Annotated in this window: 20 protein-coding genes; 12 read left to right on the plus strand and 8 right to left on the minus strand. The window is 66.3% G+C overall.

From position 1 onward, the window contains the following. Positions 1-146: 146 nt before the first annotated feature. Positions 147-2,213, minus strand: a complete 2,067-nt coding sequence (locus ACGFZ3_RS01655; protein ID WP_392915519.1) for a glycoside hydrolase family 97 protein — start codon at positions 2,211-2,213, stop codon at positions 147-149. Between the two features lie 256 nt (positions 2,214-2,469). Between ACGFZ3_RS01655 and ACGFZ3_RS01660 the strand changes: the two genes are divergently transcribed. The 7 genes from ACGFZ3_RS01660 (at position 2,470) to ACGFZ3_RS01690 (ending at position 13,174) form a co-directional block, all read left to right on the plus strand. Beyond that, entirely contained in the window at positions 2,470-4,671 is a 2,202-nt protein-coding gene (locus tag ACGFZ3_RS01660; protein WP_392915521.1) for a Six-hairpin glycosidase-like protein, read from the plus strand. Further along, entirely contained in the window at positions 4,668-6,155 is a 1,488-nt protein-coding gene (locus ACGFZ3_RS01665; protein ID WP_392915524.1) for an MFS transporter, read from the plus strand. Before ACGFZ3_RS01660 ends, ACGFZ3_RS01665 begins: the two co-directional genes overlap by 4 nt. Then, positions 6,155-7,876 carry an alpha-amylase family glycosyl hydrolase gene (locus tag ACGFZ3_RS01670; protein WP_392915527.1) on the plus strand — a complete coding sequence of 574 codons (1,722 nt, stop codon included), beginning with the start codon at positions 6,155-6,157 and terminating at the stop codon, positions 7,874-7,876. The genes ACGFZ3_RS01665 and ACGFZ3_RS01670 overlap by 1 nt, the downstream gene beginning before the upstream one ends. A gap of 73 nt (positions 7,877-7,949) precedes the next feature. Continuing rightward, on the plus strand, positions 7,950-8,330 hold the full coding sequence (locus ACGFZ3_RS01675) for an SseB family protein (RefSeq protein ID WP_392915529.1): 381 nt from the start codon (positions 7,950-7,952) through the stop codon (positions 8,328-8,330). A 140-nt stretch (positions 8,331-8,470) separates the two neighbouring features. Beyond that, a complete protein-coding gene (locus tag ACGFZ3_RS01680) occupies positions 8,471-9,970 on the plus strand; it encodes an ATPase domain-containing protein (protein ID WP_392915531.1) in 1,500 nt (499 codons plus the stop codon). Beyond that, positions 9,960-12,029 carry a PAS domain-containing protein gene (locus ACGFZ3_RS01685; RefSeq protein ID WP_392915534.1) on the plus strand — a complete coding sequence of 690 codons (2,070 nt, stop codon included), beginning with the start codon at positions 9,960-9,962 and terminating at the stop codon, positions 12,027-12,029. Before ACGFZ3_RS01680 ends, ACGFZ3_RS01685 begins: the two co-directional genes overlap by 11 nt. Before the next feature lie 92 nt (positions 12,030-12,121). Then, complete coding sequence (locus tag ACGFZ3_RS01690) at positions 12,122-13,174, plus strand: DUF5694 domain-containing protein (protein ID WP_392915537.1); 1,053 nt, start codon at positions 12,122-12,124, stop codon at positions 13,172-13,174. 131 nt (positions 13,175-13,305) lie between these two features. Here the strand turns inward: ACGFZ3_RS01690 and ACGFZ3_RS01695 are convergent, their stop codons facing one another. Continuing rightward, positions 13,306-14,340, minus strand: coding sequence for a LacI family DNA-binding transcriptional regulator (locus ACGFZ3_RS01695; protein ID WP_392915540.1), 1,035 nt, complete (start codon positions 14,338-14,340; stop codon positions 13,306-13,308). A 57-nt stretch (positions 14,341-14,397) separates the two neighbouring features. Further along, positions 14,398-14,955, minus strand: coding sequence for a hypothetical protein (locus ACGFZ3_RS01700; RefSeq protein WP_392915543.1), 558 nt, complete (start codon positions 14,953-14,955; stop codon positions 14,398-14,400). A gap of 240 nt (positions 14,956-15,195) precedes the next feature. Here ACGFZ3_RS01700 and ACGFZ3_RS01705 point away from each other — a divergent pair, with 240 nt between their 5' ends. From ACGFZ3_RS01705 to ACGFZ3_RS01725, 5 genes are all read left to right on the plus strand, one after another. Continuing rightward, the gene (locus ACGFZ3_RS01705; protein WP_392915546.1) at positions 15,196-15,744 is read left to right on the plus strand and encodes a single-stranded DNA-binding protein; all 549 of its coding nucleotides are present in this window, start codon (positions 15,196-15,198) and stop codon (positions 15,742-15,744) included. A 349-nt stretch (positions 15,745-16,093) separates the two neighbouring features. Then, positions 16,094-16,990, plus strand: coding sequence for a hydroxypyruvate isomerase family protein (locus ACGFZ3_RS01710; RefSeq protein WP_392915549.1), 897 nt, complete (start codon positions 16,094-16,096; stop codon positions 16,988-16,990). 31 nt (positions 16,991-17,021) lie between these two features. Continuing rightward, positions 17,022-18,707 carry a GMC oxidoreductase gene (locus ACGFZ3_RS01715; protein ID WP_392915551.1) on the plus strand — a complete coding sequence of 562 codons (1,686 nt, stop codon included), beginning with the start codon at positions 17,022-17,024 and terminating at the stop codon, positions 18,705-18,707. Further along, on the plus strand, positions 18,707-19,282 hold the full coding sequence (locus ACGFZ3_RS01720) for a gluconate 2-dehydrogenase subunit 3 family protein (protein ID WP_392915554.1): 576 nt from the start codon (positions 18,707-18,709) through the stop codon (positions 19,280-19,282). The genes ACGFZ3_RS01715 and ACGFZ3_RS01720 overlap by 1 nt, the downstream gene beginning before the upstream one ends. A gap of 11 nt (positions 19,283-19,293) precedes the next feature. Continuing rightward, positions 19,294-20,034 (plus strand): DUF1080 domain-containing protein, encoded by a 741-nt coding sequence (locus ACGFZ3_RS01725; RefSeq protein WP_392915557.1) that lies wholly within the window; start codon positions 19,294-19,296, stop codon positions 20,032-20,034. A gap of 7 nt (positions 20,035-20,041) precedes the next feature. On the opposite strand, the gene ACGFZ3_RS01730 is transcribed toward ACGFZ3_RS01725, so the two are convergent. Genes ACGFZ3_RS01730 through ACGFZ3_RS01750 form a run of 5 tightly spaced genes read right to left on the minus strand, consistent with a single transcriptional unit; the run spans position 20,042 to position 24,664 of the window. Beyond that, positions 20,042-20,338, minus strand: coding sequence for a c-type cytochrome (locus tag ACGFZ3_RS01730; protein WP_392915560.1), 297 nt, complete (start codon positions 20,336-20,338; stop codon positions 20,042-20,044). Positions 20,339-20,356: 18 nt separating this feature from the next. Further along, positions 20,357-21,211, minus strand: a complete 855-nt coding sequence (locus tag ACGFZ3_RS01735; protein ID WP_392915563.1) for a sugar phosphate isomerase/epimerase family protein — start codon at positions 21,209-21,211, stop codon at positions 20,357-20,359. Between the two features lie 19 nt (positions 21,212-21,230). After that, positions 21,231-22,355: a Gfo/Idh/MocA family protein gene (locus ACGFZ3_RS01740; RefSeq protein ID WP_392915566.1), complete on the minus strand. Its 1,125-nt coding sequence runs from the start codon at positions 22,353-22,355 to the stop codon at positions 21,231-21,233. Between the two features lie 12 nt (positions 22,356-22,367). Continuing rightward, positions 22,368-23,585, minus strand: a complete 1,218-nt coding sequence (locus tag ACGFZ3_RS01745) for a nucleoside permease (RefSeq protein ID WP_392915569.1) — start codon at positions 23,583-23,585, stop codon at positions 22,368-22,370. A 26-nt stretch (positions 23,586-23,611) separates the two neighbouring features. Next, the gene (locus ACGFZ3_RS01750) at positions 23,612-24,664 is read right to left on the minus strand and encodes a sugar phosphate isomerase/epimerase family protein (protein ID WP_392915572.1); all 1,053 of its coding nucleotides are present in this window, start codon (positions 24,662-24,664) and stop codon (positions 23,612-23,614) included. Positions 24,665-24,668 lie beyond the last annotated feature (4 nt).

Here is a 24,668-nt window from a genome sequence, read left to right on the forward strand (position 1 = left end):
GTTCGCGCGGCGAATCACCCTGCATACGTATTCAATGCAGATGCCTTGCATGGAATCGGTTACATCGGACAATCGGACGCACGACCAACGGTCGTGCGCTACCAGCCATTCGGGGCGGCAGGTGACGACCGTTGGTCGTTACGCACTTACATGGGAACAAACCGGATCGCCTGCCCGCCGCCTGGTGCCAGCACGATGTTCAAGGTGTCGGCACTGCTGACCTCGCGGATTTCGCGCTTGAACGCGAACGGGTTGCGCTGGTAATCGGCGCCGTCGCCGTCGCGGTAGATCTCGGCGCGGTAACGCACGCCCGGCTCGAGGAACGACAGCGGCACCGGCAGCGAACGCCCATGCTCATCGGTGATGCTGCCCAGGAACCAGTCGCGGCTGTGGCGGTCTTTGCGCGCAATGGTGACGTAGTCGCCCACTTCGCCATCGAGCACGCGGGTGTCGTCCCAGTCCACGGCCACGTCCTCGATGAAGCGGAACGCCTCGCGGTGCTGTTCATAATGCTCGGGCAGGTCGGCGGCCATCTGGATCGGGCTGTAGATCACCACGTACAGCGCCAGCTGGCGGGCCAGCGTGCTGGGGATGGCCTGGCCGTGGCGACCCTTCAGGCTGAGAATGCCCGGGGTGTAGTCCATCGGTCCGGACAGCAGCCGGGTGAACACCAGGTTGACCTCGTGTTCGGGCGGGTTCGGCGGCTGGCCCCAGGCGTTGTACTCCATGCCGCGCGCACCTTCGCGCGAGATCCAGTTCGGGTAGGTGCGGCGCAGCCCGGTGTCCTTGATCGGCTCGTGTGGGTTCACCGCGATGTGGCGCTTGGCTGCCTCCTGCACCACCTTCAGGTGATGGCGGGCCATGAACTGGCCGTCGTGCCACTCGCGCCACAGCGGGCCGCCGGCCGGATTGCGCCGGTCCACCTGGCCGTCGTCGCAGACATAGCCGCTCTTGAACGAATCCACGCCCAGCCGCGCATACAGGTCCAGGGCCGCGCCCAGCTGGTCTTCATAGTGCTCGATCGCACAGCCGGTTTCGTGGTGCCCGATCAGGTGCACGCCCTTTCTGGCGCCGTACGCCGACAGCGCCTCGATGTCGAAGTCCGGGGTGGCGCGGGTGAAATCGAAGGCGTAGCCGTTGCCGACCCAGTTGCCATCCCAGCCCGGGTTCCAGCCTTCCACCAGCACGCCGCGGAAGCCATGCCTGGCGGCGAAGTCGATCACCTTCTGCGTCTTTGCCGTGGTCGCCGCATGCTTCGGGCCGGTGGCCCAGCTTTCTTGATCCAGGTGCATCGACCACCACACGCCCAGGTACTTGGACGGCTTGACCCAACTCACGTCACCCAGCGCGTTGGGTTCGTTGAGGTTGAGGATCAGGTTCGATTCCACCAGTCCGCCGGCGGTGTCGCTGATCTGCAGCGTGCGCCAGGGCGTATCGAAGGGCAGGGTGCGGCGCACCTTCCAGCCTTCGGCCGACGGCGACAGCTGCGCGCGCAGGCGCTGGCCCTCGGTGCGCCGCAGCCACATGCCGGCGTAATCGACCAGCGCCGCCTCGTGAATCGCCACGTGCAGCCCGTCGCGGCTGCGCAGGGTGAGCGGGGTATGTGCCAGCGGCACCTGGTCCAATGGCGTGCGCTGGTACAGGTATTCGTAATGTATCGGCTCGCCAGCGGGAATCCACCAGGCGGTGGATTGCGGGGCAATGGCGAATTCGGTCAGCTCATCATCGATGATCGCTTCGCGCAGGCCCGGCTGCTGCGGGAAGTGGTAGCGGAAGCCCAGGCCGTCGTCGTAGAGGCGGAACACCACGTCCAGCCGGCGCTTGGCTCCGCTGCGCTCGACCAGGTGCACGGTGATCTCGTTGTAGTGGTTGCGCACGCTGCGGCGCTCGCCCCACGGCTGCTCCCAGGAGTCATCGACGCTGCGCGTGTCCTGCCCGAGCACCGCCAGGTCCCGGTCCAGGCGGCCGTCGCGCAGCTGGAAGCCCAACCTGGAGTCGGCCACCACGGTCTGACCCAGGCGCTCGACCCGGTAACTCGGGGTGCCGCCATCCAGCTGCAGCGAGACCTTCAGTATGTCGCCGGGTGAGCTGGCGCTGGCCACCGTGACCGGTTCAGCGTGTGCGGCGGTGATCCAGACCAGCAACGACAGTGCCAGCCAGGCCAGCGGGCGGGGCGCGGCAAGCGCGCGCAACAACGGCAAATCCAGGGGCATTTCCCCTCCCAGGGCAGTGCATATCCGCCCCGGACTATAGCCACGCGTGCCACGGCCTCACCGCGCCACGCCATGAATACGTATGCAAGCGGGCACCGATGTCATCTGTGCAGTGCGGCGGGCGACGGTCGTCGCCTACCATGCAGGCAGGCACCCTGGGAGGGGGCCGCGACGACAGCGCTCCGGCGCTGGCGAACCATACCGCGTGCAAGAAGGGAGGAAGGCCGACGGGCGCAAGCCGGTCCGCCGCTTTTCGATGCTGAAAACGATCTGCCTGACCGCTGCCCTTTGGGCGGCGCTGGTGTCCACCGCTACCGCGGCGGACCTCACATTCGATGGCCGCACCGCGCGTGCCACCGCCGCCGCCGATGGCAGCTTCCAGCTGCTGGCCGATGGCAGGCAACTGGCGATCACCGCCCAGCCGATGCACAGCCGCACCGGCAGCCTGATGTTCGATGCGCTGTTTGCGCTGGCCCAGGAGGAGCTGTCCGCCGACCGTGTCGATGCGATCCGCGACCCGGCGTTCAATTTTGGCAACCCGGTGGACTGCGAGTGCTTCCAGACCGGCGAGCGCTGGCCCTACGTGTGGACGCGCGATGTGAGCTTTGCCGCCGACCTGGCATTGAGCCGCCTGGAGCCGATCCGCGTCCGCAACTCGCTGCAGTTCAAGCTGTCCAAGGCCCGCGACGGGATTACCCCCGGTCTGTTCGTGGCGCAGGACACCGGTTCCGGTGGCAGCTGGCCGATCAGCAGCGACCGGGTGGTCTGGTTCCTGGCTGCGCGCAGCGTGCACGACAGTTCCAGTTTCATGACCGGGACCTGGCAGGCGCTGCAAGCCACCCTGGCACAGGACCGTGCGATGGTGTTCGACCCGCGCACTGGCCTGTATCGCGGTGAGACCTCGTTCCTGGACTGGCGCGAGCAGACCTACCCGGACTGGACCCGCCAGGACGTGCGTTTCATCGGCGAGTCCTTCGCGCTGTCCACCAACGTGCTGCACTACCAGGCGCTGCGGCTGGCCGAAACCTACGCGCGCGAGCTGCGCGATCCGCGCGCCGACCAGTACGCGGGCTGGGCCGAGGCACTGGCCAGGCAGATCGAGGCGCGCTTCTGGCGCGAAGACGCCGGCATGTACATGAGTTACATCGGCGAAGCGGCCCACCCGGTGCCCTATGCCAAGTACGACCTGCTGGGCATCTCGCTGGGCGTGCTGGCCGACGTGTTCCCGGCCGAGCGCGCGCGCCGGTCGCTGGCCAACTACCCGTATGTGGAAGGCGGCAGCCCGGTGGTGTGGCCGCAGGAAGCGCAGCAGCCGATCTACCACAACCGCGCGGTGTGGCCGTTCGTCAGCGCTTACTCGCTGCGGGCGGCACGCAAGGTGGATGATGTCACGCGCATCCAGCGCGAGATCGAATCGCTGATGCGCGGCAGCGCGCTGGCCGGCTCGAACATGGAGAACTACGAGATGCGCACACTGGCCGTGCATGTCGACGAAGGCTCCTTGAGCGGCCCGGTGGTGAACTCGCCCCGCCAGCTGTGGTCGGTTGCCGGCTACCTCTCGATGGTGCTTGAAGGCGTGTTCGGGGTCGAAGCCAACGGCACCGTCGCGCCCAAGCTGCCGGTGGCGCTGGTCCCGCAGCTGTTCGGCAAGCGCGACAGCATCGAGCTCGACGACGGCACCAACCGCTACATCCTCAAGCGCCCGCGCACGCTCGAAGGCGACCTGCTCGTAGCAGGAACGATCAAGCGCAAGGGCAGCACCGTAACCGTCCAGCTCGAGCCGCGCAGGGACACGCCACGCGTGTCTGCCTTCCACGCAGACCCGGCAAACCCCAGCGCCTTCGCCCCGGCCACCCCCGTCGCCCCGGCACCAAAGAAGCGCGGCAACACCTGGACGATCGCCATCCCCGCCAACCACCAGCTCTGGCAGGACGGTAGCCCGGTGGGCAGCTCCGCCCCCCACACGGTCACCAACGACGGCCACCAGCACTGCTTCAGCCTCACCCGTCGCGAAGGCGCCCTCGAATCCCTGCACAGCCCGATGACCTGCATCGGCCCGCAGCAGCGCCTGCCGGGCGCAACCCAGTGGGCCTGGACTGCTGCCAAGCCGACCCGCGTGCGCATCCGCTTGGACTACGACAACCCGAACGGTCCGATCAACACCGGCGTCACCGCTGCCGTGAAGCAGCTGGCCGTCCAATGTGCAGGCCAGCCAGTCCAGCGCGCCACCATCGTGATGCCGCACAGCGTCGGCCCGCAGGATTCCACCGCCGCCGAATTCGATCTGCCCAAGGGCAGCTGCCGTTTCACCTTGGAACCTGGCTTCAACATGAGCGCACTGGAACACTTCGCCCAGTACAACGGTGGCAAGGGCGGCCGCGACGGCGTGCTCAACGCGGCCAACGTCCGCGCGCTGCTGCTCGCGCCGGTGGCCGGCGGCGCGGAGGCCACCCGATGAGCCGCACCGCCAAGCCGACCCTGTCGTTCTGGCAGATCTGGAACATGTGCTTCGGCTTCCTCGGGATCCAGTTCGGGTTTGCCCTGCAGAACGCCAACGCCAGCCGCATCTTCGAAACACTGGGCGCGCCGATGGACGCCGTGCCCGGGTTATGGATCGCGGCACCGCTGACCGGGTTGCTGGTGCAGCCCATCATCGGTTATCTGTCCGACCGCACCTGGACCCGCTGGGGCCGCCGCCGCCCGTACTTCATGATCGGCGCGGTGTTCACCACGCTGGCCCTGCTGGTGATGCCGAACTCGCCCACGTTGTGGATCGCGGCGGGCACGCTGTGGGTGCTGGATGCCTCGATCAACGTCTCGATGGAGCCGTTCCGCGCATTTGTCGGCGACAAGCTGGCCCCGCGCCAGCGGCCGACCGGCTATGCGATGCAGAGTTTCTTCATCGGCGTGGGCGCCATCGTGGCCAGCTTCCTGCCGTTCATCCTGGCGCACTTCGGCGTGGCCAATACCGCTGCCGCCGGCGAGGTGCCGCCGACCGTGCGCTACGCGTTCTACTTCGGCGCGGTGGTGCTGCTGGCCTCGATTGCCTGGACCGTGTTCAGCACCCGCGAGTACTCGCCGGCCGAGCTGGCCAGCTTCGACGACGCCGAGCCGCCTGCCGTGCACCAGGCCGCGCCTGTCGCCGGGCCGCCGCCGATGCTGCGGATCGGCGGCTGGATCGCGATCGGCCTGGCGCTGGCTGCGGCCATCGCCTGGCGCAATGGCGACAAGATGCTCTACGTGCTGGCCGGGCTGTGCATCGCCTACGGCCTGCTGCTCGGCGTGGCGCGGGTGCTGCCGGGCCCGCACATGCTGGCCACCATCGTCGATGACCTGCGCAGCATGCCGCGCACCATGCGCCGCCTGGCGTGGGTGCAGTTCTTCTCGTGGTTCGCGCTGTTCGCGATGTGGATATACACCACCGCCGCCGTGGCCGGTACCCACTTCGGCTCCACCGATCCGGCGTCGGCCGCCTACAACGAGGGCGCCAACTGGGTGGGCGTGCTCTTCGGCGCGTACAACGGCTTTGCCGCACTCGCCGCGCTGTTGATTCCGCTGATGGTGCGGCTGCTTGGCCTGCGCCTGAGCCACCTGGTCAACCTGTGGCTGGGCGGCCTCGGGTTGATCTCGCTGATGCTGATCGACGACCCGAAATGGCTGCTGCTGTCGATGGTCGGGGTCGGTTTCGCCTGGGCCTCGATCCTGTCGCTGCCGTATGCGCTGCTGTCCGACAGCGTGCCGGCGGCCAAGATGGGCGTGTACATGGGCCTGTTCAATTTCTTCATCGTCATTCCGCAGCTGGTCGCGGCCAGCGCGCTCGGTTTCATCCTGCGCCTGTGGCTGGGCGGCAACCCGATGCACGTGCTGGCGCTGGGGGGCGTCAGCCTGTTGATCGCCGGGTTGTGCGTGCTGCGGGTACCGTCCCACCAGGAGGTTGTCTGATGCTGTCTCGTTCGCGTTTGTGGCTGGGCCTTTCGTTCGCACTGCTGGCCGGCAATGCCGTTGCCGCGCCGCGCCCCGAGTACGTGGGCACGCTGGAGCCGTTCGCCAGCGATGCGGTGTACTTCGTGGTCACCGACCGCTTCGTCAACGGTGACCCGTCCAACGACCACCGCGACCAGGGCGGCAAGCACCGCACCTTCGATATTCCGGTGCCGTGCCCGGACAAGGTCGACGGCAACATCGGCTACCTGGGGGGCGACTTCAAGGGCGTGCTCGACAATGCCGACTACATCCGCAACCTCGGTTTCGGCGCGGTGTGGATCACCCCGATCATCGACAACCCGGATGAAGCCTTCACCGGCAGCAAGCCGATCAGCTGCACCAGTACCCTGACCGACCGCGGCAAGACCGGGTACCACGGCTACTGGGGCATCAACTTCTACAAACTCGACGAGCACCTGCCCAGCGCGGACCTGGACTTCGCCGGGCTCACCCGCGGCCTGCACGATGCCAGACTGAAGGTGGTGCTGGACATCGTCGGCAACCACGGTTCGCCGGCCTGGACCATGCCGGTGAAGCAGCCGCAGTTCGGCCAGATCTTCGACAAGGACGGCACACTCATCGCCGACCACCAGAACCTGCCGCCGCAGCGGCTGGACCCGAAGCACAACCCGCTGCACGCGTTCTACAACACCATCGGCCCGGTCGATGCGGACAAGGGCTCGATCTTCGACGGCAACCTGGCCGAGCTGGCCGACTTCAACCAGGACAATCCGGCGGTGATGGACTACCTGGTGGGCGCCTACCTGCAGTGGACCGCGCAGGGCGTGGATGCGCTGCGCATCGATACCATCGGCTGGCTGCCGCACCCGTGGTGGCATGCGTTCGTCAACCGGATCCGCGCCGAGCATCCGGACATGTTCATGTTCGGCGAGGCGTTCGACTATGACGCCAGCAAGATCGCCGAGCACACCTGGCCGAGCAACGCCAACGTGAGCGTGCTCGATTTCCCGCTGCGTGGCGCGATGTCCAGCGTGTTCGGCAAGGAGCAGAAGGGCTTCGAGGCGCTGGCCGAGCCGCTGCACCTGGTGGGTGGGCCATACGCCAATCCGTACGAGCTGATGAGCTTCTACGACAACCACGACATGGCGCGGCTGGATGCCACCGACAACGGCTTCATCGACGCGCACAACTGGCTGTTCACCGCGCGTGGTATTCCGGTGCTTTATTACGGCTCGGAAACCGGCTTCATGCGCAGCCGCGCCGAGCACGCGGGCAACCGCGCCTACTTCGGCCAGCCGCGCGTGGATGCCGCCCCACAGAGCCCGATCTTCGGGCCGCTGCAGCGGATCGCCAAGCTGCGCGAGGCGACCCCGGCCCTGCAGCGCGGGCTGCAGGTCAACGAGCGGCTGCAGGGCGACCAGGCTGTGTTCTACCGGGTACTGCAGCACGGCGACACCGCGCAGACCGCGCTGGTGCTGCTCAACAAGGGCGACACCGCCAGCACGTTCGAGGTGAGCCGCTACCTGCAGCCGGGCACCTGGCGTGATGCGCTGGGCGGCGGCAGCCTGGCGGTCAAGCAGAGCCTGAAAGCTGACGTCCCCGCGCATGGGGTGAAGGTGTACCTGCTGGATGCGGCGGTGAACCAGAAGGCGCTGGAAGCTGAGCTGGCCAAGGCAGTGGTGGATCAGCAGACAAGGACGGAACGTCTTTCCCGGTAGGTACCGACCGTTGGTCGGTACACACCGGCCACCGACCAACGGTCGGTGGCTACCGGAAGGGTAGAATGGCCCCATGACCGAGCTCGCCCCCCTGACCCCGATCGAAATCCTTCTCCAATCCGCCATGGACGGAAGCACCCCGATCGGCGCCTTCATGAAGGCTTTCGTCGCCTCGGACGTGGTGCTGCTTACCGGCAGCCTGGTCACCCCCGACGGCAGCGGCTTCGATCCGCTGCTGTTCGACAAGCAGGGCACCCTGCACATAGCGGTGTTCACCCACATGGAGCGCGTGGGGTTCCACAACCAGCAGGCACCGCACACACTCCGCATGCAGATGCTGGAGGTGCTGAAACGCGTGCCGGGCGGCTACGGCGTCGTTGTCAACCCAGGAACGTCGCTGGGGCTTGAGCTGTCTCCAGCAGGCATTGGCGAGATCCTGAAAGACTTCGCCTGACACTGCCGCAGCGCGCCTCTCGACGCCAACGTGATCTCCGTGAACGCGTCCCCAGCGTGACGCGACCTGCAGATCTCGATCACACAATCCCTACACAGCGTCGATTGCTAGACTCGCCTCCGTCAAAACGGCGGACCTCTATGCAGACACAGTCTTCCCGCGTCACCATGGGTGTGCAGGGCCTGGACACCATCCTCAGCGGCGGCCTGCCTCAGGGCCGGCTGTATCTGCTGGAAGGTCCGCCCGGGTCGGGCAAGACCACGTTGTCCCTGCAGTTTCTGCTCCAGGGCCTGAAGCAGGGAGAGCGCTGCCTGTATGTCACCCTTTCCGAGACAGCCGAGGAGCTGCGCGAAGTCGCTGCCGCGCACGGGTGGTCGCTGGATGGGTTGCACCTGTTCGAGCTGGGCTCGGCCGAGGACGCGCTGGGCAATGGTCGCCTGCAGTCGGTTCTGCATTCGTGGGAAGTGGAGCTGGATGAAACAGTCAACCTGATCCTGGGCGAAGTGGATCGCATACGCCCCAATCGCGTGGTATTTGACTCGCTGTCGGAGCTTCGTCTGCTGGCTCAGGATTCGTTGCGCTATCGGCGCCAGATCCTGGCACTGAAACAGTACTTCGCGCCGCAGAGTGCGACCGTCATCCTGGTCGACGACCTGACCTCGGGTGCGGACGACCGCGACGGCCAGCTGCACAGCCTGTGCCACGGCGTGATCTCGCTGGAACGCCTGACCCTGGACTTCGGCCCGGCCCGGCGCAGGCTGCAGGTCCAGAAGCTGCGGGGCGTCAACTTCGTGGCCGGATACCACGACATGGTCATTCGTTCCGGCGGATTGGAGGTATTCCCGCGCCTGATCGCCTCGCAGCACCACGAGCCGTTCGGAGAAGACACCATCGGCAGCGGCGTGCCGGAAATCGACAACCTGCTCGGCGGCGGTCCGCTGCGTGGCACCTGCACGCTGTTGACCGGGCCGGCCGGCAGCGGCAAGACCAACGTGGCCCTGCAGTATGTATGGGCGGCCTGCGAGCGTGGCGAGACCTGCTGCATCTTCGAGTTCGACGAACGCGTTGGCACGCTGCTCAGCCGCGCAAAGGCGCTGGATATCGAGCTCGAGTCGCATATCGAGGCCGGCAGGCTGGAGATCATCCAGGTCGATCCGGCCGAGATCTCGCCTGGCGAGTTTTCCTGGAATGTGCAGAGGGCCGTAGAACAGCGGGGCTGCAGCGTACTTGTCATCGACAGCCTCAACGGCTACGTGGCGGCCATGCCACAGGAAAAGCAGCTGATGCTGCAGCTCCACGAAATGCTGTCCTACCTCAACCACAAGGGGGTGGCGACCTTCGTGGTCAACCCACAGCACGGGCTCGTCGGCACGATGTCCACTGGCAACCTCAATGTCTCCTACATTGCCGATGCGGTCGTCCTGTTCCGGTTCTTCGAGGCGCAGGGGCGGATCCGCAAGGCCATTTCCGTGATCAAAAACCGCGGCGGCGCGCACGAAGACACCATCCGTGAGCTAAAGATCAACGGCAGGGGCCTGACGGTCGGTGCGCCACTGAGGGAGTTCAAGGGCATCCTGACCGGTACCCCGGAGTTCGTAGGCGACTCGGCATCGTTGCTCAGCCATCCCTATGCAGGCTGAAGCGTGCGGCGGCGTGGCGCATATCGTCGCGCCGTTCGGACGCGATGCGGCCAGCATGGCATCGGTACTGGCCACGGCCGGCCTGAGCACCCGGGTTGCATCCACGCTGGTCGAGCTTTCGCGCGTACTGGATGACCAGGCCGGTGTGTTGCTCATCACCGAGGAGGCCGTGGCCAGCGGTACCGAGCCATTGCTCGCAGCCCTGGGCGATCAGCCCACCTGGTCGGACCTGCCGGTGATCCTGCTGCGCTCCCCGCGCGCACACCGTCGCTCCCCGTTCGACAGCCTGTTGCCCCGCACCGTCAACGTAGTCGAGCTTGATCGGCCACTGGGCAGCATCTCGTTGCTCAGTGCCGTACAGGGGGCGTTGCGCGCGCGCGCGAAACAATTCGTGGTGCGCGACCAGATGCGCGCGCTCGCCGAAAGCCGCAGCGCGCTGGAACGCAGCGAAGCCGAGCTGCGCCTGATCGCCGATGCGATGCCGGTGCTGATCGCCTTCGTCGACCGTTCGATGCATTACCGCTTTGCCAACAAGGCCTATGAGGCCTGGTTCGACCTGCCGGTGGGAGAGGTGATCGGCCGGCACATCCGCGACGTGGTAGGGGCCCGTGTCTGGGAGGAACGGTTGCCGATCATGCAGCAGGTACTGGAAGGGCAGGAGCATGTATTCGAAGTCAGTTGGCCTACCCGTGAGGGCCAGCGCCGTGACTGCGAGGTGCGCTACTCGCCACGGCGCGCAGTGGATGGCACGGTCGATGGTTTCCATGTCTTCGTCACCGACATCACGGTAGCCAGGCAGGCGTTGGAAGCCAGCCGGCAACACGCGCAGGAGCTGGAAACCGTGGTGGCCGAACGCACCTTGGAGCTGCAGGCGCAGATGGAGGCGCGCGAAGCCAGCGAGGCGGCGCTGCGCCAGTCGCAGAAGATGGAAGCCATCGGCCAGCTCACAGGTGGCATCGCGCACGATTTCAACAACATGCTTACCGGTATCCTGTCAGCCCTGGATATCGTGCGGCTGCGCCTCGAGATGGGGCGGGTGGACGACCTGGAGCGTTTCCTGGATACCGCCACCGCGTCCAGCCAGCGCGCCGCCGCCCTGACCCAGCGGCTGCTCGCGTTCTCGCGGCGACAGTCGTTGGACGCGAGGCCGGTCGAGATCAACGCACTGGTGGGGGCGATGCAGCAACTGCTGCGCAGCACGCTGGGCGAGACCATCCAGATCCGCGCGGAAGTGTCCGATACCCCGTTGCATGCGGCGCTCGACACCAACCAGTTCGAAAGTGCGCTGCTCAACCTGGCCATCAACGCCCGCGATGCCATGCCCAACGGCGGTGAGCTGGCATTGCGCGCGTTCCCGCTGACGCTTTCCGACGGCGAGCGTGCGACCGTACCGGCAGGCGACTACGCGGTGGTCGCGGTCTCCGATACCGGCGCCGGCATGCCGCCGGAGGTGGTGGAGCGCGCGTTCGAGCCGTTCTTCACCACCAAGCCGATCGGCAAGGGTACCGGCCTGGGCATGTCGATGGTATATGGCTTCATGCAGCAGTCCGGCGGGCACATTGCGATCGATTCCCAGCCGGGGCAGGGCACCACCATCTCGTTGTTCATCCCGCTCGTGGATGCCGTTGCCGGGCCGGAACCCTCGGCAGACCCGGCACCCGTGGCGTTGGGCGCGGGACAGTCGATCCTGGTAGTCGAAGACGATCCGCAGGTGCGGATGCTGGTGACCGTGGTGCTGGAAGACCTGGGCTACACGGTCGAGGTGGTGGGCGATGCCGACGGCGCACTGCCGGTGCTGGCGTCAACGCGGCGACTGGACCTGCTGGTGACCGACGTAGGCCTGCCGGGCATGAACGGCCGCCAGCTGGCCGAGATTGCGCGCCAGACCCGCCCCGAGCTGCCGGTGCTGTTCATGACCGGCTATGCGGAAAAGGCACAGGAGCGCTCGGCGTTCCTCGAACCCGGCATGAGCATGATCGCCAAGCCGTTCCCGCTGGAGGCCTTCAGCGACGCGGTACGCAGCGCCCTGGCCGATGCCGTCAGCGACGCCAGCGCCTGACGCCCTGACCAACGGCACCCTGACCACCGTCACGCGTCGGCGGGGGCCATCGTGACCCACACTGTCTGCATCGACGGATTGAGGGTGCTGGCATGAAACGCAGGTTATGGATCGCAACGCTGTTGGCTTGCGCCTTCCCATCGCTGGCCGCCGTGCCGGTCGATCTGGCCACGCTCGACCGGGAAATGACCGGCCCGCGCACCCAGGTACTGGTGCTGGGCAGTGTTCATCTGAGCGAAGTGGAAGGCGGCATCCAACCCGGTGCGCTCGATCCCCTGCTGGACAAGCTGGCCGCCTACACGCCGGACATCATCACCGTGGAAGCCATCAGCGGTGAGCAGTGCGATCTTGCCGAGCGCCATGCCAGCGTCTACGGGCCGGACTACTGCGCCAGCACTGACGTCGCGCGCACGGCCACCGGCCTGCAGATCCCGGCCGCGATAGAGAAGATCAACGCCGCCCTGGACACGTGGCCGAAGGCACCCACGCCAGCCCAGCGCCGCCAGTTGGCCGCATGGATGCTGGCCGCCAACGAGCGGGCCTCGGCCTACACCCAATGGCTGCAGCTGCCCCCGGCGGAGCGCCGCGCCGGTGATGGATTGGATGCCACCCTGGTTGCCCTGCTGAACACCATTGCTACCCGCCAGAACGAGAACTACCTGATCGCCGCGCAGCTGGCCGCGCGACTGGGCCTGCCGCGCGTGTACGCCATCGACGACCACACCGGCGACAACATCCAGGTCAAGGATCGCAAGGCGTTCGGCACCTCGCTGGAACAGGCGTGGAACGCTGGCAAGGCAGAGCTGGACAAGAACACCGCCATCGAAGACACGATGGCGAAAGCGCGCGACCTGCTGCCGCTGTACCGCTTCATCAATGCGCCCGAACGGCTCAACGTACTGACCGATGTCAACGTCGGCGCGACCCTGCGTGCGACATCAGCCGAGCATTACCCGCAGATCTGGGTCAGTGGCTGGGAGATCCGCAACCTGCGCATGGTGGCCAACATCCAGCAGACGTTCCGCGAACGCCCGGGCGTGCGCGTGCTGTCGGTGGTCGGTGTCTCGCACAAGCCGTGGTTCGACCAGTGGCTGGGCCAGATGCAGGGAGTGGACATCGTGGACGCGGAGCAGGCACTCAGATAATGCGGTCTCTGCTCCCACGACCAACGGTCGTGGGCTACCTCTTTGGTCGGTAAGACTTCTTTGGTAGGTACCGACCGTTGGTCGGTACGACTTCTTTGGTAGGTACCGACCGTTGGTCGGTACGACGCGCCTCAGCGCCGGGCCAGCGACGATTCCCGCAGCACCAGCTTCACCGGAATGGTCTGGCTTTCCACCGGCTCGCCCTGGATCAGCGCGAGCAGGCGTTCCACCAACAGCTGGCCGGCCTGCTTGGTGTCCTGCTGCACGGTGGACAGGGTAGGCGACACCGACGCCGCGAGCGGGATATCGTCGAACCCGGCCAGCGCCACATCATGCGGGATGCGCAGGCCGTGCTCGCGCAGCGCACGCATCGCACCGATGGCGATCAGGTCGCTGGCCGCGAACACCGCATCGATGGCCTGCCCATCGGCCAGCAGCGCCTGGCAGGCGTCGTAGCCGGACAGCTCGGTGGTGATCGCATCGAACTGCACTGCCGGGTCGACGGGTACGCCGCGTTCGGCCATCGCGGCCACATAGCCGCGGTAGCGTTCCTCGAACTCCGGGTAATGGCTGGACGCATGACCAACGAAGGCGATGCGCCGGCAGCCCTGGTCGAGCAGGTGGGAGGTGATGTCGAAGCCGCCCTGGAAATTGTCGCAGCCGATCGATACCCCGGGCTGGTCCGGCAGGGCAGCGCCCCAGCGCACGAAATGGGTGCCTTGCTCCACCAGCCGCTGCAGCCGCTCGCGTGACTCGTGGTAGTCGCCATAGCCAAGCAGGATGATGCCGTCGGCCTTGTTGCTGTCTTCGTAATCGGCCTGCCAGTCGGTGGACAGCTGCTGGAACGACACCAGCAGGTCGTAACCGCGCAGCGCGCAGGCGCGGGTGATGGAACCCAGCATGGCGTGGAAGAACGGGTTGATCAGCGAATCGTCGTTGGTGGGGTCTTCGAAGAACAGCAGGGCCAACGTGCCGGCATTGCGCAGGCGCAGGCTCGAGGCGTTCTTGTCCACCTTGTAGTTCAGCTCCCGGGCGATCTTCAGGATCCGCTCGCGGGTTTCCGGGTTCACCATCGGGCTGCCACGCAGCGCCCGCGACACCGTGGGCTGGGAAACCCCGGCCAGGTGGGCGATATCCAGGGAGGTGGCTTTGCCGCGGATGGTCATGGAAGGCAGGGCTGTGACGACGGAAGCCATGATGCCATGGGACGCGGGACCGTGGTTTTACCCCCGGTTTTCCGCCAGCATGTTGCAGAACAACGCACCCTGTTCAATCGCATCATCCAGCGCCACGTGGGTATGCGGCAGCCGGTCGAACCATCGCTTGGGCATGCTCCGCTTGGTAACGCTGCGGTAGTCGGTCTTCAGCATCGCCATGGCAAAGGACTTGATATCCAGCGCTGAATGCGAAAACGGGCTCTCCCCGGCGAAGCGCATCAGGTACCAGTACACGAACAGGAAGTCGTACCCGGCCGGATACCCCACGAACACCGGCTTGCCCGGCAGCGCCTTCAGCCAGGCGAGGTAGCGGCGCATTGCCGCCTCCGGCGCCTCGCAATCGCGCCGGCAGGCCGCCCACGCCACCGGTTGGGTCGCCCACCACGCCATGGTGCCGGGATGGCCCTGCGCGCCGGGGAGCGTATCCAGATTGGCCGAAAAGGTCGCGACCAGGGTCTTGTCGGCCAGATACGCCGCCGAGCCGAAGCTCAGCATGGAATGCGGGCCGGGAATGGGGCCGTCAGCCTCCACATCGGTACTGACGTAGATTTCGGGATTCGACATGGAACGGAGTCTAGCGTGGGTCAGTGCCGGGACGTAGGGCGGGAGCCCTTGTCCCGCAAAGGTCCAGCCAAAATCCGAAGGCGGCCGGGGACATCCCCGACAAGGGCAGGGCAGGCGGGGATGATAGAATTGGGCGTTCTGTCATCCCACCCAGATTTCCCGCAGGGCGGCCGGTGTATCCGCACCTCCAAGAGTGTGTAATCTCTCAGGCCTGCCCTCGGACAACGGAAGAGCAACCCTATGGCGCGCGGCATCAATAAAGTCATCCTGGTCGGCAACCTCGGCAACGACCCGGACGTGAAGTACACCCAAGGCGGCATGGCGATCACCCGCATCAGCCTGGCCACCACCAGCGTCCGCAAGGACAAGGATGGCAACCAGCAGGAGCGCACCGAATGGCACCGCGTGGTGTTCTTCGGCAAGCTCGGCGAAATTGCCGGCGAATACCTGCGCAAGGGCAGCTCGGTCTACGTCGAAGGCAGCCTGCGCTACGACAAGTACACCGGCCAGGATGGCGTGGAGAAGTACTCCACCGACATCATCGCCGACGAAATGCAGATGCTGGGCGGCCGCGGTGAAGGCGGTGGTGGCGGTGGCGGTGGCAATTACGGCGGCGGCGAGCGTCCGCAGCGCCAGCAGGCCCCGCGCCAGGAATACGGCGGTGGTGGTGGTGGCGGTCAGCGCGGTGGTGGCGGCGGTGGCTACGGCCAGCAGCAGCGCCCGCAGCAGCAGCCGCAGCAGTCGGCTCCGCCGATGGACGACTTCGCGGACGACGATATTCCGTTCTGAGTCGCACTGCACCTCGTTGGATCAGAAAGGCCCGCTTTTCAGCGGGCCTTTTTTTGTTTCTGAGGCCACATGCGATCTGTTGCTCATCAGGCAACAGTTGTCGCCTGATGAGCAACACTTCGCCGGTAATGTGCACTGGGTTCCGACCACCGCGATGACGGCTGGCATCGCAAATGCGGTACGGCAGCGGCGGAGCGAGGCACCGAAGTGCGTCGGTCGTTTTTGTGCCCTGCAGCATTAATTTTCGTGCAGTGCGTCTTGCAAAAAAACGAAGTACTCCTCTATGGTGCAATCGATTGCATTGCAGTGAATAGTTGCGTTTGATACCGGTTGGGAGGCCGGAAAGCGGATGCCCGACCATTCCATTGGATCGATCCAAGGCGCACGCCTTACGCGGCGCGATGCGCTGCGCATGGCGGCCGCCGGAAGCATTGGCCTGGGCGCCGCAGGCGTGCTGCCCGCGATGGCCGCCACCGCGCCGCTCAAGGGCAACCTGAAGCATTCCGTCGCCCGCTGGACCTTCCCGCAGTTATCGGTAGACCAGCTCTGCCAGACGGTAAAGGGCATCGGCTTCGCCGCCATCGACCTGGTAGGGCCGGAGGACTGGCCCACGCTGAAGGCCCATGGCGTGCACAGCTCGATGTGCAACGGCGCGGAGTTGGGCCTGACCAAGGGCTTTGCCGGCCGAGAGTTCCACGACCAACTGGTGGAGCGCTACACCCGGCACATCGATCTGGTTGCCGACGCCGGCTACCGCAATCTCATCTGCTTCTCCGGCAACCGCAACGGCATGGACCCGCAGGAAGGCATCGCCAACGCCGAGGCCGGACTCAAACGCATCCTGGGGCATGCCGAGAAGCGCGGCGTGGTGCTGGTGATGGAGCTGCTCAACTCCCGGGTCGATCATCCGGACTACCTGTGCGACCACTCGGCGTGGGGCGTGGAGCTGTGCCAACGGCTCGGCTCGGATCACTTCGGCCTGCTGTACGACATCTACCACATGCAGATCATGGAGGGCGACATCATCGCCACCATCGGCCGGCATCACGCGCATTTCAAGCATTACCACACCGCGGGCGTGCCGGGCCGGCACGAGATCGGAGACCAGCAGGAACTCCAGTATCCCGCCATCTGTCGCGCGATCCGCGACACCGGTTTCGATGGGTATCTGGCGCAGGAATTCATGCCTGCGGCACCCGATCCCATCGGTTCGCTGCGCGAGGCGATCCGCCTCTGCGACGTCTGAAATTGATATTCACCCAGGTGAAGTAGAACCCATGGCAGACAATCATTACGACGCAATCGTCGTCGGCTCCGGCATCAGTGGCGGCTGGGCGGCGAAGGAACTGACCGAGAAAGGCCTCAAGGTCCTCATGCTCGAACGCGGGCGCAACATCGAACACGTGAAGGACTACGTCAATGCGATGAAGGAACCGTGGGACTTCCCACACCGCAATCGCCCCACCCAGGCGATGAAGGCCGCGTTTCCGGTCCTGATGCGCGACTACGCGCTGGCCGAGAACCTCGAAGGAATGTGGGCCGACGAACAGGACTCGCCCTACATCGAGACCAAGCGCTTCGACTGGTTCCGTGGGTATCACGTCGGCGGCCGCTCGTTGATGTGGGGGCGGCAGAGCTATCGCCTGTCGGACCTGGATTTCCAGGCCAACCTCAAGGACGGCATCGCCACCGATTGGCCGATCCGCTACGCCGACATCGCCCCTTGGTACGACCACGTGGAGAAGTTCGCCGGCATCGCCGGCACGCGCGAGGGGCTGGACGTGCTCCCGGATGGCGAGTTCCTGCCGCCGGTCCCGTTGAACATCGTCGAAAAGGATGTGGCAGCGCGGATCAGGAAAGCCTTTGGTGGCACGCGGCACATGATCCATTCGCGCACCGCCAACATCACCCAGCCCAAGCCCGAGCAGGGCCGGGTCAACTGCCAGTACCGCAACAAGTGCATCCTGGGCTGTCCGTTCGGCGCCTACTTCTCGACCCAGTCGGCGACGCTGCCTGCGGCCATGAAGACCGGCAACCTCACCCTGCGGCCGTTCTCGATCGTCAAGGAAGTGCTCTACGACAAGGACCGCAAGCGCGCACGCGGCGTGGAGGTGATCGATGCAGAGACGGGGCAGACCTACACGTACACGGCCAAGGTCATCTTCCTCAACGCATCCTCGTTCAACTCGACCTGGCTGCTGATGAACTCGGCCACCGACGTGTGGGAAGGCGGGCTGGGGTCGTCGTCCGGCGAGCTGGGCCACAACGTGATGGACCATCATTTCGGCGCCGGTGCCTCGGGCCGGGTCGAAGGCTACGACGACAAGTACTACTTCGGCCGGCGTCCGTGCGGCTTCTACATTCCGCGTTTCCGCAACGTGGCCGCCGACAAACGTGGCTACCTGCGTGGATTCGGCTACCAGGGCGGCGCCAGCCGCAACGGCTGGTCGCGCGAGATCGCCGAGCTGAACATCGGCGCCGACCTGAAGGAGGCGTTGACCGTGCCGGGCGACTGGCGAATCGGCATGACCGGCTTCGGCGAAATGCTGCCGCACCACGACAATACGATCCGCCTGGACCCTGACCGCAAGGACAAGTGGGGGCTGCCGGTGTTGGCGATGGACGTATCCATGCGCGCGAACGAGAAGGCCATGCGCAAGGACATGGCCGCCGATGCCGCCGAGATGCTGGAGGCCGCCGGGGTCAAGGACGTGGAGATGCATGACAACGACTACGCGCCAGGCAAGGGCATCCACGAAATGGGCACCGCACGCATGGGCCGTGACCGGAAGAACTCCGTGCTCAACCAGCACAACCAGGTCTGGGATGCGCCCAACGTGTACGTGACCGACGGTGCCTGCATGACCTCCAGCGCCTGCGTGAATCCCTCGCTGACCTACATGGCGCTGACCGCACGTGCGGCCGATCATGCGGTGCGCGAGCTGAAAGCGGGGAACCTGTAATGGAACGTCGCGACCTTCTGAAAATGATCTTTACTGCCACGGGCGCGGCCTTGGTCGGCCTGCCCGCACTCGCCAGCGGCCAGGCGCCGACGGCTGGGGCAAAGACCGCGTTCTCCGCCACCGATATCGGCACGCTGGACGAGATCGCAGAGACGATCCTGCCTCGTACGAAAACGCCGGGGGCGAAGGACGCCGGTGCCGGTGCGTTCATGGCGCGGTTCGTCACCGACTGCTACACCGCCAAGCAGCAGGCGGCGTTCCATGCGGGCCTGGTGGATATCGACAAGCGCGCCGGCGGCCGCTTCGTGTCGCTCACTCCGCAGGCCCGCACCGAGCTGCTGCGTACGCTGGATGCGGAAGCCAGGAAGCGCGCCGTTGACGTGGGCGATACCGGTACCGCCGAAGGCACCCGCGCCACACCGCACTATTTCACGATGATCAAGCAGCTGGCCATCTTCGGCTTCTTCACCTCGAAGGTCGGCGCAACCGAAGTGCTGCAGTACGTCGCCGTACCCGGTCGCTACGACGGCGACCTGGCCTATGTCCCGGGTACCCCCGCGTGGGGCACCAGCTGATGAGGAACCCGATGAGCAAGCCCTTGCTGATGGCCGCCTGGGTGCTGGCTGCAACGCCCGCGTTCGCGCAGGCCGACGACCCCGCACGAGATCCGACCAAGACCGAGGTGTGGAAGCCGGTACCCGCGACCGTGGCCACACCCCCTAACGCCGCACCGTCCGATGCGATTGTGCTGTTCAGTGGCAAGGATGTCTCTGCGTGGGCGTCGGAGCAGGGTGGACCCGTGCGCTGGAGCGTTGCCAACGGCGCGTTGACCGTGGTGCCAGGCAGCAAGGGGATTCGTACCAAGCAGGACTTCTGTGACATCCAGCTGCATGTCGAGTGGCGCGCGCCCACCGCGACCAAGGGGTTCGACGGCCAGCATCGCGGCAACAGCGGCATCTTCCTGCAGGAACTGTATGAGCTGCAGGTGCTCGACAGTTACAACAACCCCACCTATGCCAACGGCCAGGCCGGCTCGCTCTACAAGCAGGCCATGCCGCTGGTGAACGCCTCGCGCAAGCCGGGCGAATGGCAGGCCTACGACATCATCTGGAAGGCGCCGCGCTTCTCACCGGGCGGTGGGCTCACATCACCGGCCCGCATCACCGTGCTGCACAACGGCGTGCTGGTACAGGACGACACCGTGCTGTCGGGCAAGACCGAGTACATCGGCGCACCCTCGTATGCACCGCATGGCTGCGCGCCGCTGTACCTGCAGGAGCACGATTCCAGGGTCAGCTACCGCAACATCTGGGTGCGGAAGCTGTAGTGGGATCCTATTTCGCCAGGTAGCTGGCGAGGTTGCCGATGTCCTGTTCGGACAGTTGGGAGAAGGGCGGCATCAGGCCGCCGCCCTTCTTGATCTTTTCCTTGATCTGAGCCGAATCCAGCCGCTTGGCGACATCGGTCAGCGCGGGGAACGTCGGCGGAACGCCGGCCCGGTTCGCGCCGTGGCAGGCGACGCAGTGGGTTGCGTAGAGCTGTTCGCCGGCGGCAGGGTCGTCCTTCGACCACGCCGCAGTTGCAAACGTGGTTCCACACAGAACCACGGCCATTGTCAGAATCGTTTTCAAGCAGGTCTCCTTGGCGGGCTAGCGCTGTGCACTGGCGGGCAGGTGGTGGCGCAGGTAGTCCGCGCCTGTCGTGATGACGGTGGCCGGATCGCGCGGCTGGTCGTGTTCGACGATGTACCACTGCACCCCGGCAGCCGCTGCGGCAGGCAGGATCGCGTTCCAGTCCAGTACACCCTGTCCCACGGCAGCGAAGCCGCCCTCGTCTTCAGCCTGGCCCTTGGGGGCGTTGTCCTTGGCGTGCACCGCGAACACGTGGCCGCGGAACCTGCCCAGCATCACCACCGGGTCATGGCCTGCACGCGCCACCCAGGCCAGATCCAGCTCGGTCTTCAGGTCGGGGCCGGCCGCGGCGAACAGCAGTTCCAGGCCGGTTTTGCCGTCGAAGTCGACCAGCTCGAAGTCATGGTTGTGGTAGGCCAGGTGCATGCCCTGGGCCTTGGCCTGCGCCGCGATCCGGCCCAGTTCCTGGCCCAGTGCGGTCCAGCCGGCGGCATCGCTGGGCCGGTCCTTCTTGTCCAGGTACGGCACCACCAGCGTGGTGTTGCCGATCGACCGGTTGAACGCCACCACGCCCATCAGGTCAGTGCGCAGATCGGCCAGCTGCACATGGGAGGAAATCGCCTTGATCGAATAGCGGTCCAGCAGCTGCTTGAGTTCGGCAGCGCTGACGTTCTGGGTGCCGACCGTTTCCACCGCGCCCACGCCCGCGTCATGCACGATCTTCAACTGCTGGTCGAGCGTGCCGGCGTTGCGCAGCGTGTACATCTGCACTGCAATGGGTTGCTGTGGACCGGCCGTGTCGCCTGCGAAGGCGGGCAGGGCAGCGAGCAGCAGCAATGCGAGGGTGGTGGTCCTGCGTGCAGCAGTCTTCATCAAGCAATCCTCCCGAAGTTCAATCGATGGCGGTCCAGGCGCGCGACCTGGTTGATGCAATGACGCGGTCGACGATCAGGGCCGAACGCAGGCCGTCCGCGAAGGTGGGCAGGCCCTGCGGCCGCTCGCCATCGATGGCGTGATAGGTGTCGGCGACGAACGCCTCGAAGCACTGGGCGTAGCCCTGCGCGTGGCCGGGCGGCAACACCGCCAGCCGGCGTTGTTCGGCACTGCCGGCGCCGGGCCCGCGTACGAAGGTTTCCTCGCGCTGGTCGGGCCGGCCGATCCACAGCCGCTCCGGGTCCTCCTGGTTGAACGCCACGCTGGCCTGCGCGCCGTCGATCTCGAACCACAGGCGGTTGTGACGTCCAGCCGAGACCTGGCTGACCGTCAACGAGGCCAGCGTACCTGCGCCGGTCTTGAACATCGCCGCGGCCACGTCCTCGCTGGTTACCGCCTGCATCGCACCGCCGGCCGCCGGCGTGGTGAAACTCTGTGCCGCCACGGCGGCGCGCTCGGCAACCACGGTGGCGAACGCCGCGCTGACGTCGACGAAGCGCTCCCCGCTGACCCATTCCACCAGATCGCACCAGTGCGAGCCGATGTCGGCGAACACGCGCGAGGCGCCACCCAGCGCCGGGTCCACGCGCCAGTTGTTGCTGGCCGGGTCCAGCAGCCAGTCCTGCAGATAACTGCCGTGGATCAGGTGCAGGGGCCCCAGCTCGCCCTGGGCGATGCGGGCGCGTGCCTCGCGTACCACCGGGTGATAGCGATAGACGAACGGCACCGTGGCGACCAGCCCGGTCGCGGTGGCCAGCGCGGCCAGGGCCTGCGCGTCCTGCAGCGTAGTGGCCAGCGGCTTTTCGCAGATCACGTGCTTGCCGGCTTCCAGTGCCGCCTGCGCCATCGGGCGGTGCAGGTGGTTGGGGGTGCACACGTGCACCACCTGCACCTGCGGATCAGCGATCACCTCGTCGATGTCACGATAGCCGCGCGGAACATTCCATGACCGCGCCACCTCTTCCGCACGCTGCGGGGATGAGGCGACCACGCCGCGGACCTCCGCACCGGCCAGCAGCGCCGCGCGACGATGCACGGCGCCGATCATGCCGGTGCCCACAATGGCGATTCCAAGCTTGCGCATCGTGTCGGCTCCTCAGTGCGTGGTGGGCGAGGCGGCAAGCGCCGGCCGGTCGCGGAACAACACCAGGAAGGCGACCAGCACCACCAGCGCCACGCCGGCCGGGAACAGCCAGATCCGCTGCCAGTCCGGCCCCGCTGCCGTGGTGTAGTGCTCCACCACCGCGCCGGACAGGAACGTGCCGATCAGCATGCCCACGCCGTACGTGGCCAGGGTGATGAAGCCCTGTGCGCTGCTGCGCGCGGCGGGGCCGGCGTGTGCATCGGTGTAGATCTGGCCGGTGACGAAGAAGAAGTCATAGCAGATGCCGTGCAGCACGATGCCGATCACCAGCAGGGAGAAGCCGCCGCCCGCATCGCCGAAGGCGAACATGACATAGCGCACCACCCACGCGGCCATGCCCACCGCCAGCATCGTCTTCACGCCCAGCCGCACGAACAGGAACGGCATGGCCAGCATCAGCAGCACTTCGGAGACCTGGCCCAGCGACTGCAGGCCGGCCGCGCCGCGCACGCCCAGGTCGTTGAGGTAGGGGTTGGTGAAGTTGTAGTAGAACGCGAGCGGAATGCAGATGGCGATGGAGGCCAGGAAGAACACGAGGTAGGAGCGCGACTTCAGCAGCCGCAGCGAATCCAGCCCCAGCACCTGGCCCAGCCCGGCGTCGCGCTGTTGCGCCAGCGGCGGCGTGTGCGGCAGGGTGAACGCATACAGGCCCAGGGCCAGCGATGCCATCGCCGCCATCCGGAAGGTCAGTTCAAGCGTATGCGCCTGTTCCCAGCCCAGCCAGCCGATCAGCACGCCGGCCACGATCCAGCCGACGCTGCCGGCCACGCGCACGGGCGGGAACTGCTTCTCCGGCGATTGCATGTGCCGCATCGCCACGCTGTTGGCCAGCGCCAGCGTAGGCATGAACAGCAGCATGTAGCCCATCACGCAGGCGAAGAACGTGTTGAAGTCCGTTGCCGTGGACGCCAGCCACATCAGCACCGCACCGGCCAGGTGCAGGACCCCGAGGATGCGCTGCGCGGCGAAGTAGCGGTCGGCGATCAGCCCGACCAGGAAGGGCGCCACGATCGCGCCGATGGACTGGCTGAGGAAGGCCGTGGCGACCTGGCTGGCGGTGGCCTGGAGCGGACCCTGCACCAGATACGTGCCCAGGGTCACGAACCATGCGCCCCAGATGAAGAACTGCAGAAACATCATCGCGCCCAAGCGCGACATGGCGTGCCTCATGGCGTGCCCTCCCAGGCGGTCATGGCTCAGATACCCAGCATGCGGCGCAGTGATCCTGCGTCCGCGCCGCTGTCGGCAAAGTCGTCGAAGGAACGTTCGGTCACGCGGATGATGTGGTCGCGGATGATCGCGGCGCCCTCGCGCGCGCCGTCTTCCGGGTGCTTCAGGCAGCACTCCCACTCCAGCACCGCCCAGCCCGGGAAATCGTACTGCGCGAACTTCGAGAAGATCGCCTTGAAGTCGATCTGGCCGTCGCCAAGCGAACGGAACCGCCCCGGGCGATCGATCCAGTCCTGGTAGCCGCCGTACACGCCGCTGCTCGCACTGGGGCGGAATTCCGCGTCCTTGACGTGGAAGATGCCGATGCGCGGGTGATAGCGGTCGATGAAGCCCAGGTAGTCGATCTGCTGCAGCAGCAGGTGGCTGGGGTCGTACAGGATCTTGGCGCGCGGGTGGTGGTCCACCACGTCGAGGAAGCGCTCGAAGGTCGCGCCGTCGTGCAGGTCCTCGCCCGGGTGGATCTCGAAGCACAGGTCCACGCCGCAGGCGTCGAAGGCATCCAGGATCGGGCGCCAGCGCCGCCCGAGTTCGGCGAAGGCTTCTTCCACCAGTCCCGGCGGGCGCTGCGGCCAGGGATAGAAGTACGGCCAGGCAAGCGCGCCGGAAAAGGTGGCATGCGCGGTCAGCCCCAGGCGCTGGCTGGCCTTGGCGGCCAGCAGCAGCTGCTCCACGGCCCAGGCCTGGCGCGCGGCCGGATCGCCGCGCTTGTCCGCGGGCGCGAAGCCGTCGAACAGGCTGTCGTAGGCGGGGTGGACGGCTACCAGCTGCCCCTGCAGGTGGGTGGACAGCTCGGTGATCTGCACGCCATGCCCGGCCAGCATGCCGGCAATGTCGTCGCAATATGCCTGGCTGCGCGCGGCCTCGGCCAGATCGAACAGATGTGGCGCGCTGGTAGGTATCTGTACGCCAGAATAGCCCAGCCCCCCGGCCCATCCGGCCAGCGTGTCCAGCCGGTCGAAGGGCGGTGTGTCGCCAATGAACTGCGCCAGGAACAGCGCCGGACCCTTGAGCGTCTTCAACGTG

The sequence above is a fragment of the Stenotrophomonas sp. NPDC047960 genome (assembly GCF_043204395.1).
In the GTDB taxonomy this organism is placed as follows: domain Bacteria; phylum Pseudomonadota; class Gammaproteobacteria; order Xanthomonadales; family Xanthomonadaceae; genus Stenotrophomonas.

Bases quoted from the DNA above. Each gene is read 5' to 3' on its own strand.
- ACGFZ3_RS01670 (WP_392915527.1), top strand. From the start codon at position 6,155: ATGCTGTCTCGTTCGCGTTTGTGGCTGGGCCTTTCGTTCGCACTGCTG.
- ACGFZ3_RS01700 (WP_392915543.1), bottom strand. From the start codon at position 14,955: ATGTCGAATCCCGAAATCTACGTCAGTACCGATGTGGAGGCTGACGGC.
- ACGFZ3_RS01655 (WP_392915519.1), bottom strand. From the start codon at position 2,213: ATGCCCCTGGATTTGCCGTTGTTGCGCGCGCTTGCCGCGCCCCGCCCG.
- ACGFZ3_RS01675 (WP_392915529.1), top strand. From the start codon at position 7,950: ATGACCGAGCTCGCCCCCCTGACCCCGATCGAAATCCTTCTCCAATCC.
- ACGFZ3_RS01735 (WP_392915563.1), bottom strand. From the start codon at position 21,211: ATGAAGACTGCTGCACGCAGGACCACCACCCTCGCATTGCTGCTGCTC.
- ACGFZ3_RS01685 (WP_392915534.1), top strand. From the start codon at position 9,960: ATGCAGGCTGAAGCGTGCGGCGGCGTGGCGCATATCGTCGCGCCGTTC.
- ACGFZ3_RS01745 (WP_392915569.1), bottom strand. From the start codon at position 23,585: ATGAGGCACGCCATGTCGCGCTTGGGCGCGATGATGTTTCTGCAGTTC.
- ACGFZ3_RS01665 (WP_392915524.1), top strand. From the start codon at position 4,668: ATGAGCCGCACCGCCAAGCCGACCCTGTCGTTCTGGCAGATCTGGAAC.
- ACGFZ3_RS01680 (WP_392915531.1), top strand. From the start codon at position 8,471: ATGCAGACACAGTCTTCCCGCGTCACCATGGGTGTGCAGGGCCTGGAC.
- ACGFZ3_RS01710 (WP_392915549.1), top strand. From the start codon at position 16,094: ATGCCCGACCATTCCATTGGATCGATCCAAGGCGCACGCCTTACGCGG.
- ACGFZ3_RS01660 (WP_392915521.1), top strand. From the start codon at position 2,470: ATGCTGAAAACGATCTGCCTGACCGCTGCCCTTTGGGCGGCGCTGGTG.
- ACGFZ3_RS01695 (WP_392915540.1), bottom strand. From the start codon at position 14,340: ATGACCATCCGCGGCAAAGCCACCTCCCTGGATATCGCCCACCTGGCC.
- ACGFZ3_RS01715 (WP_392915551.1), top strand. From the start codon at position 17,022: ATGGCAGACAATCATTACGACGCAATCGTCGTCGGCTCCGGCATCAGT.
- ACGFZ3_RS01690 (WP_392915537.1), top strand. From the start codon at position 12,122: ATGAAACGCAGGTTATGGATCGCAACGCTGTTGGCTTGCGCCTTCCCA.
- ACGFZ3_RS01740 (WP_392915566.1), bottom strand. From the start codon at position 22,355: ATGCGCAAGCTTGGAATCGCCATTGTGGGCACCGGCATGATCGGCGCC.
- ACGFZ3_RS01725 (WP_392915557.1), top strand. From the start codon at position 19,294: ATGAGCAAGCCCTTGCTGATGGCCGCCTGGGTGCTGGCTGCAACGCCC.
- ACGFZ3_RS01720 (WP_392915554.1), top strand. From the start codon at position 18,707: ATGGAACGTCGCGACCTTCTGAAAATGATCTTTACTGCCACGGGCGCG.
- ACGFZ3_RS01705 (WP_392915546.1), top strand. From the start codon at position 15,196: ATGGCGCGCGGCATCAATAAAGTCATCCTGGTCGGCAACCTCGGCAAC.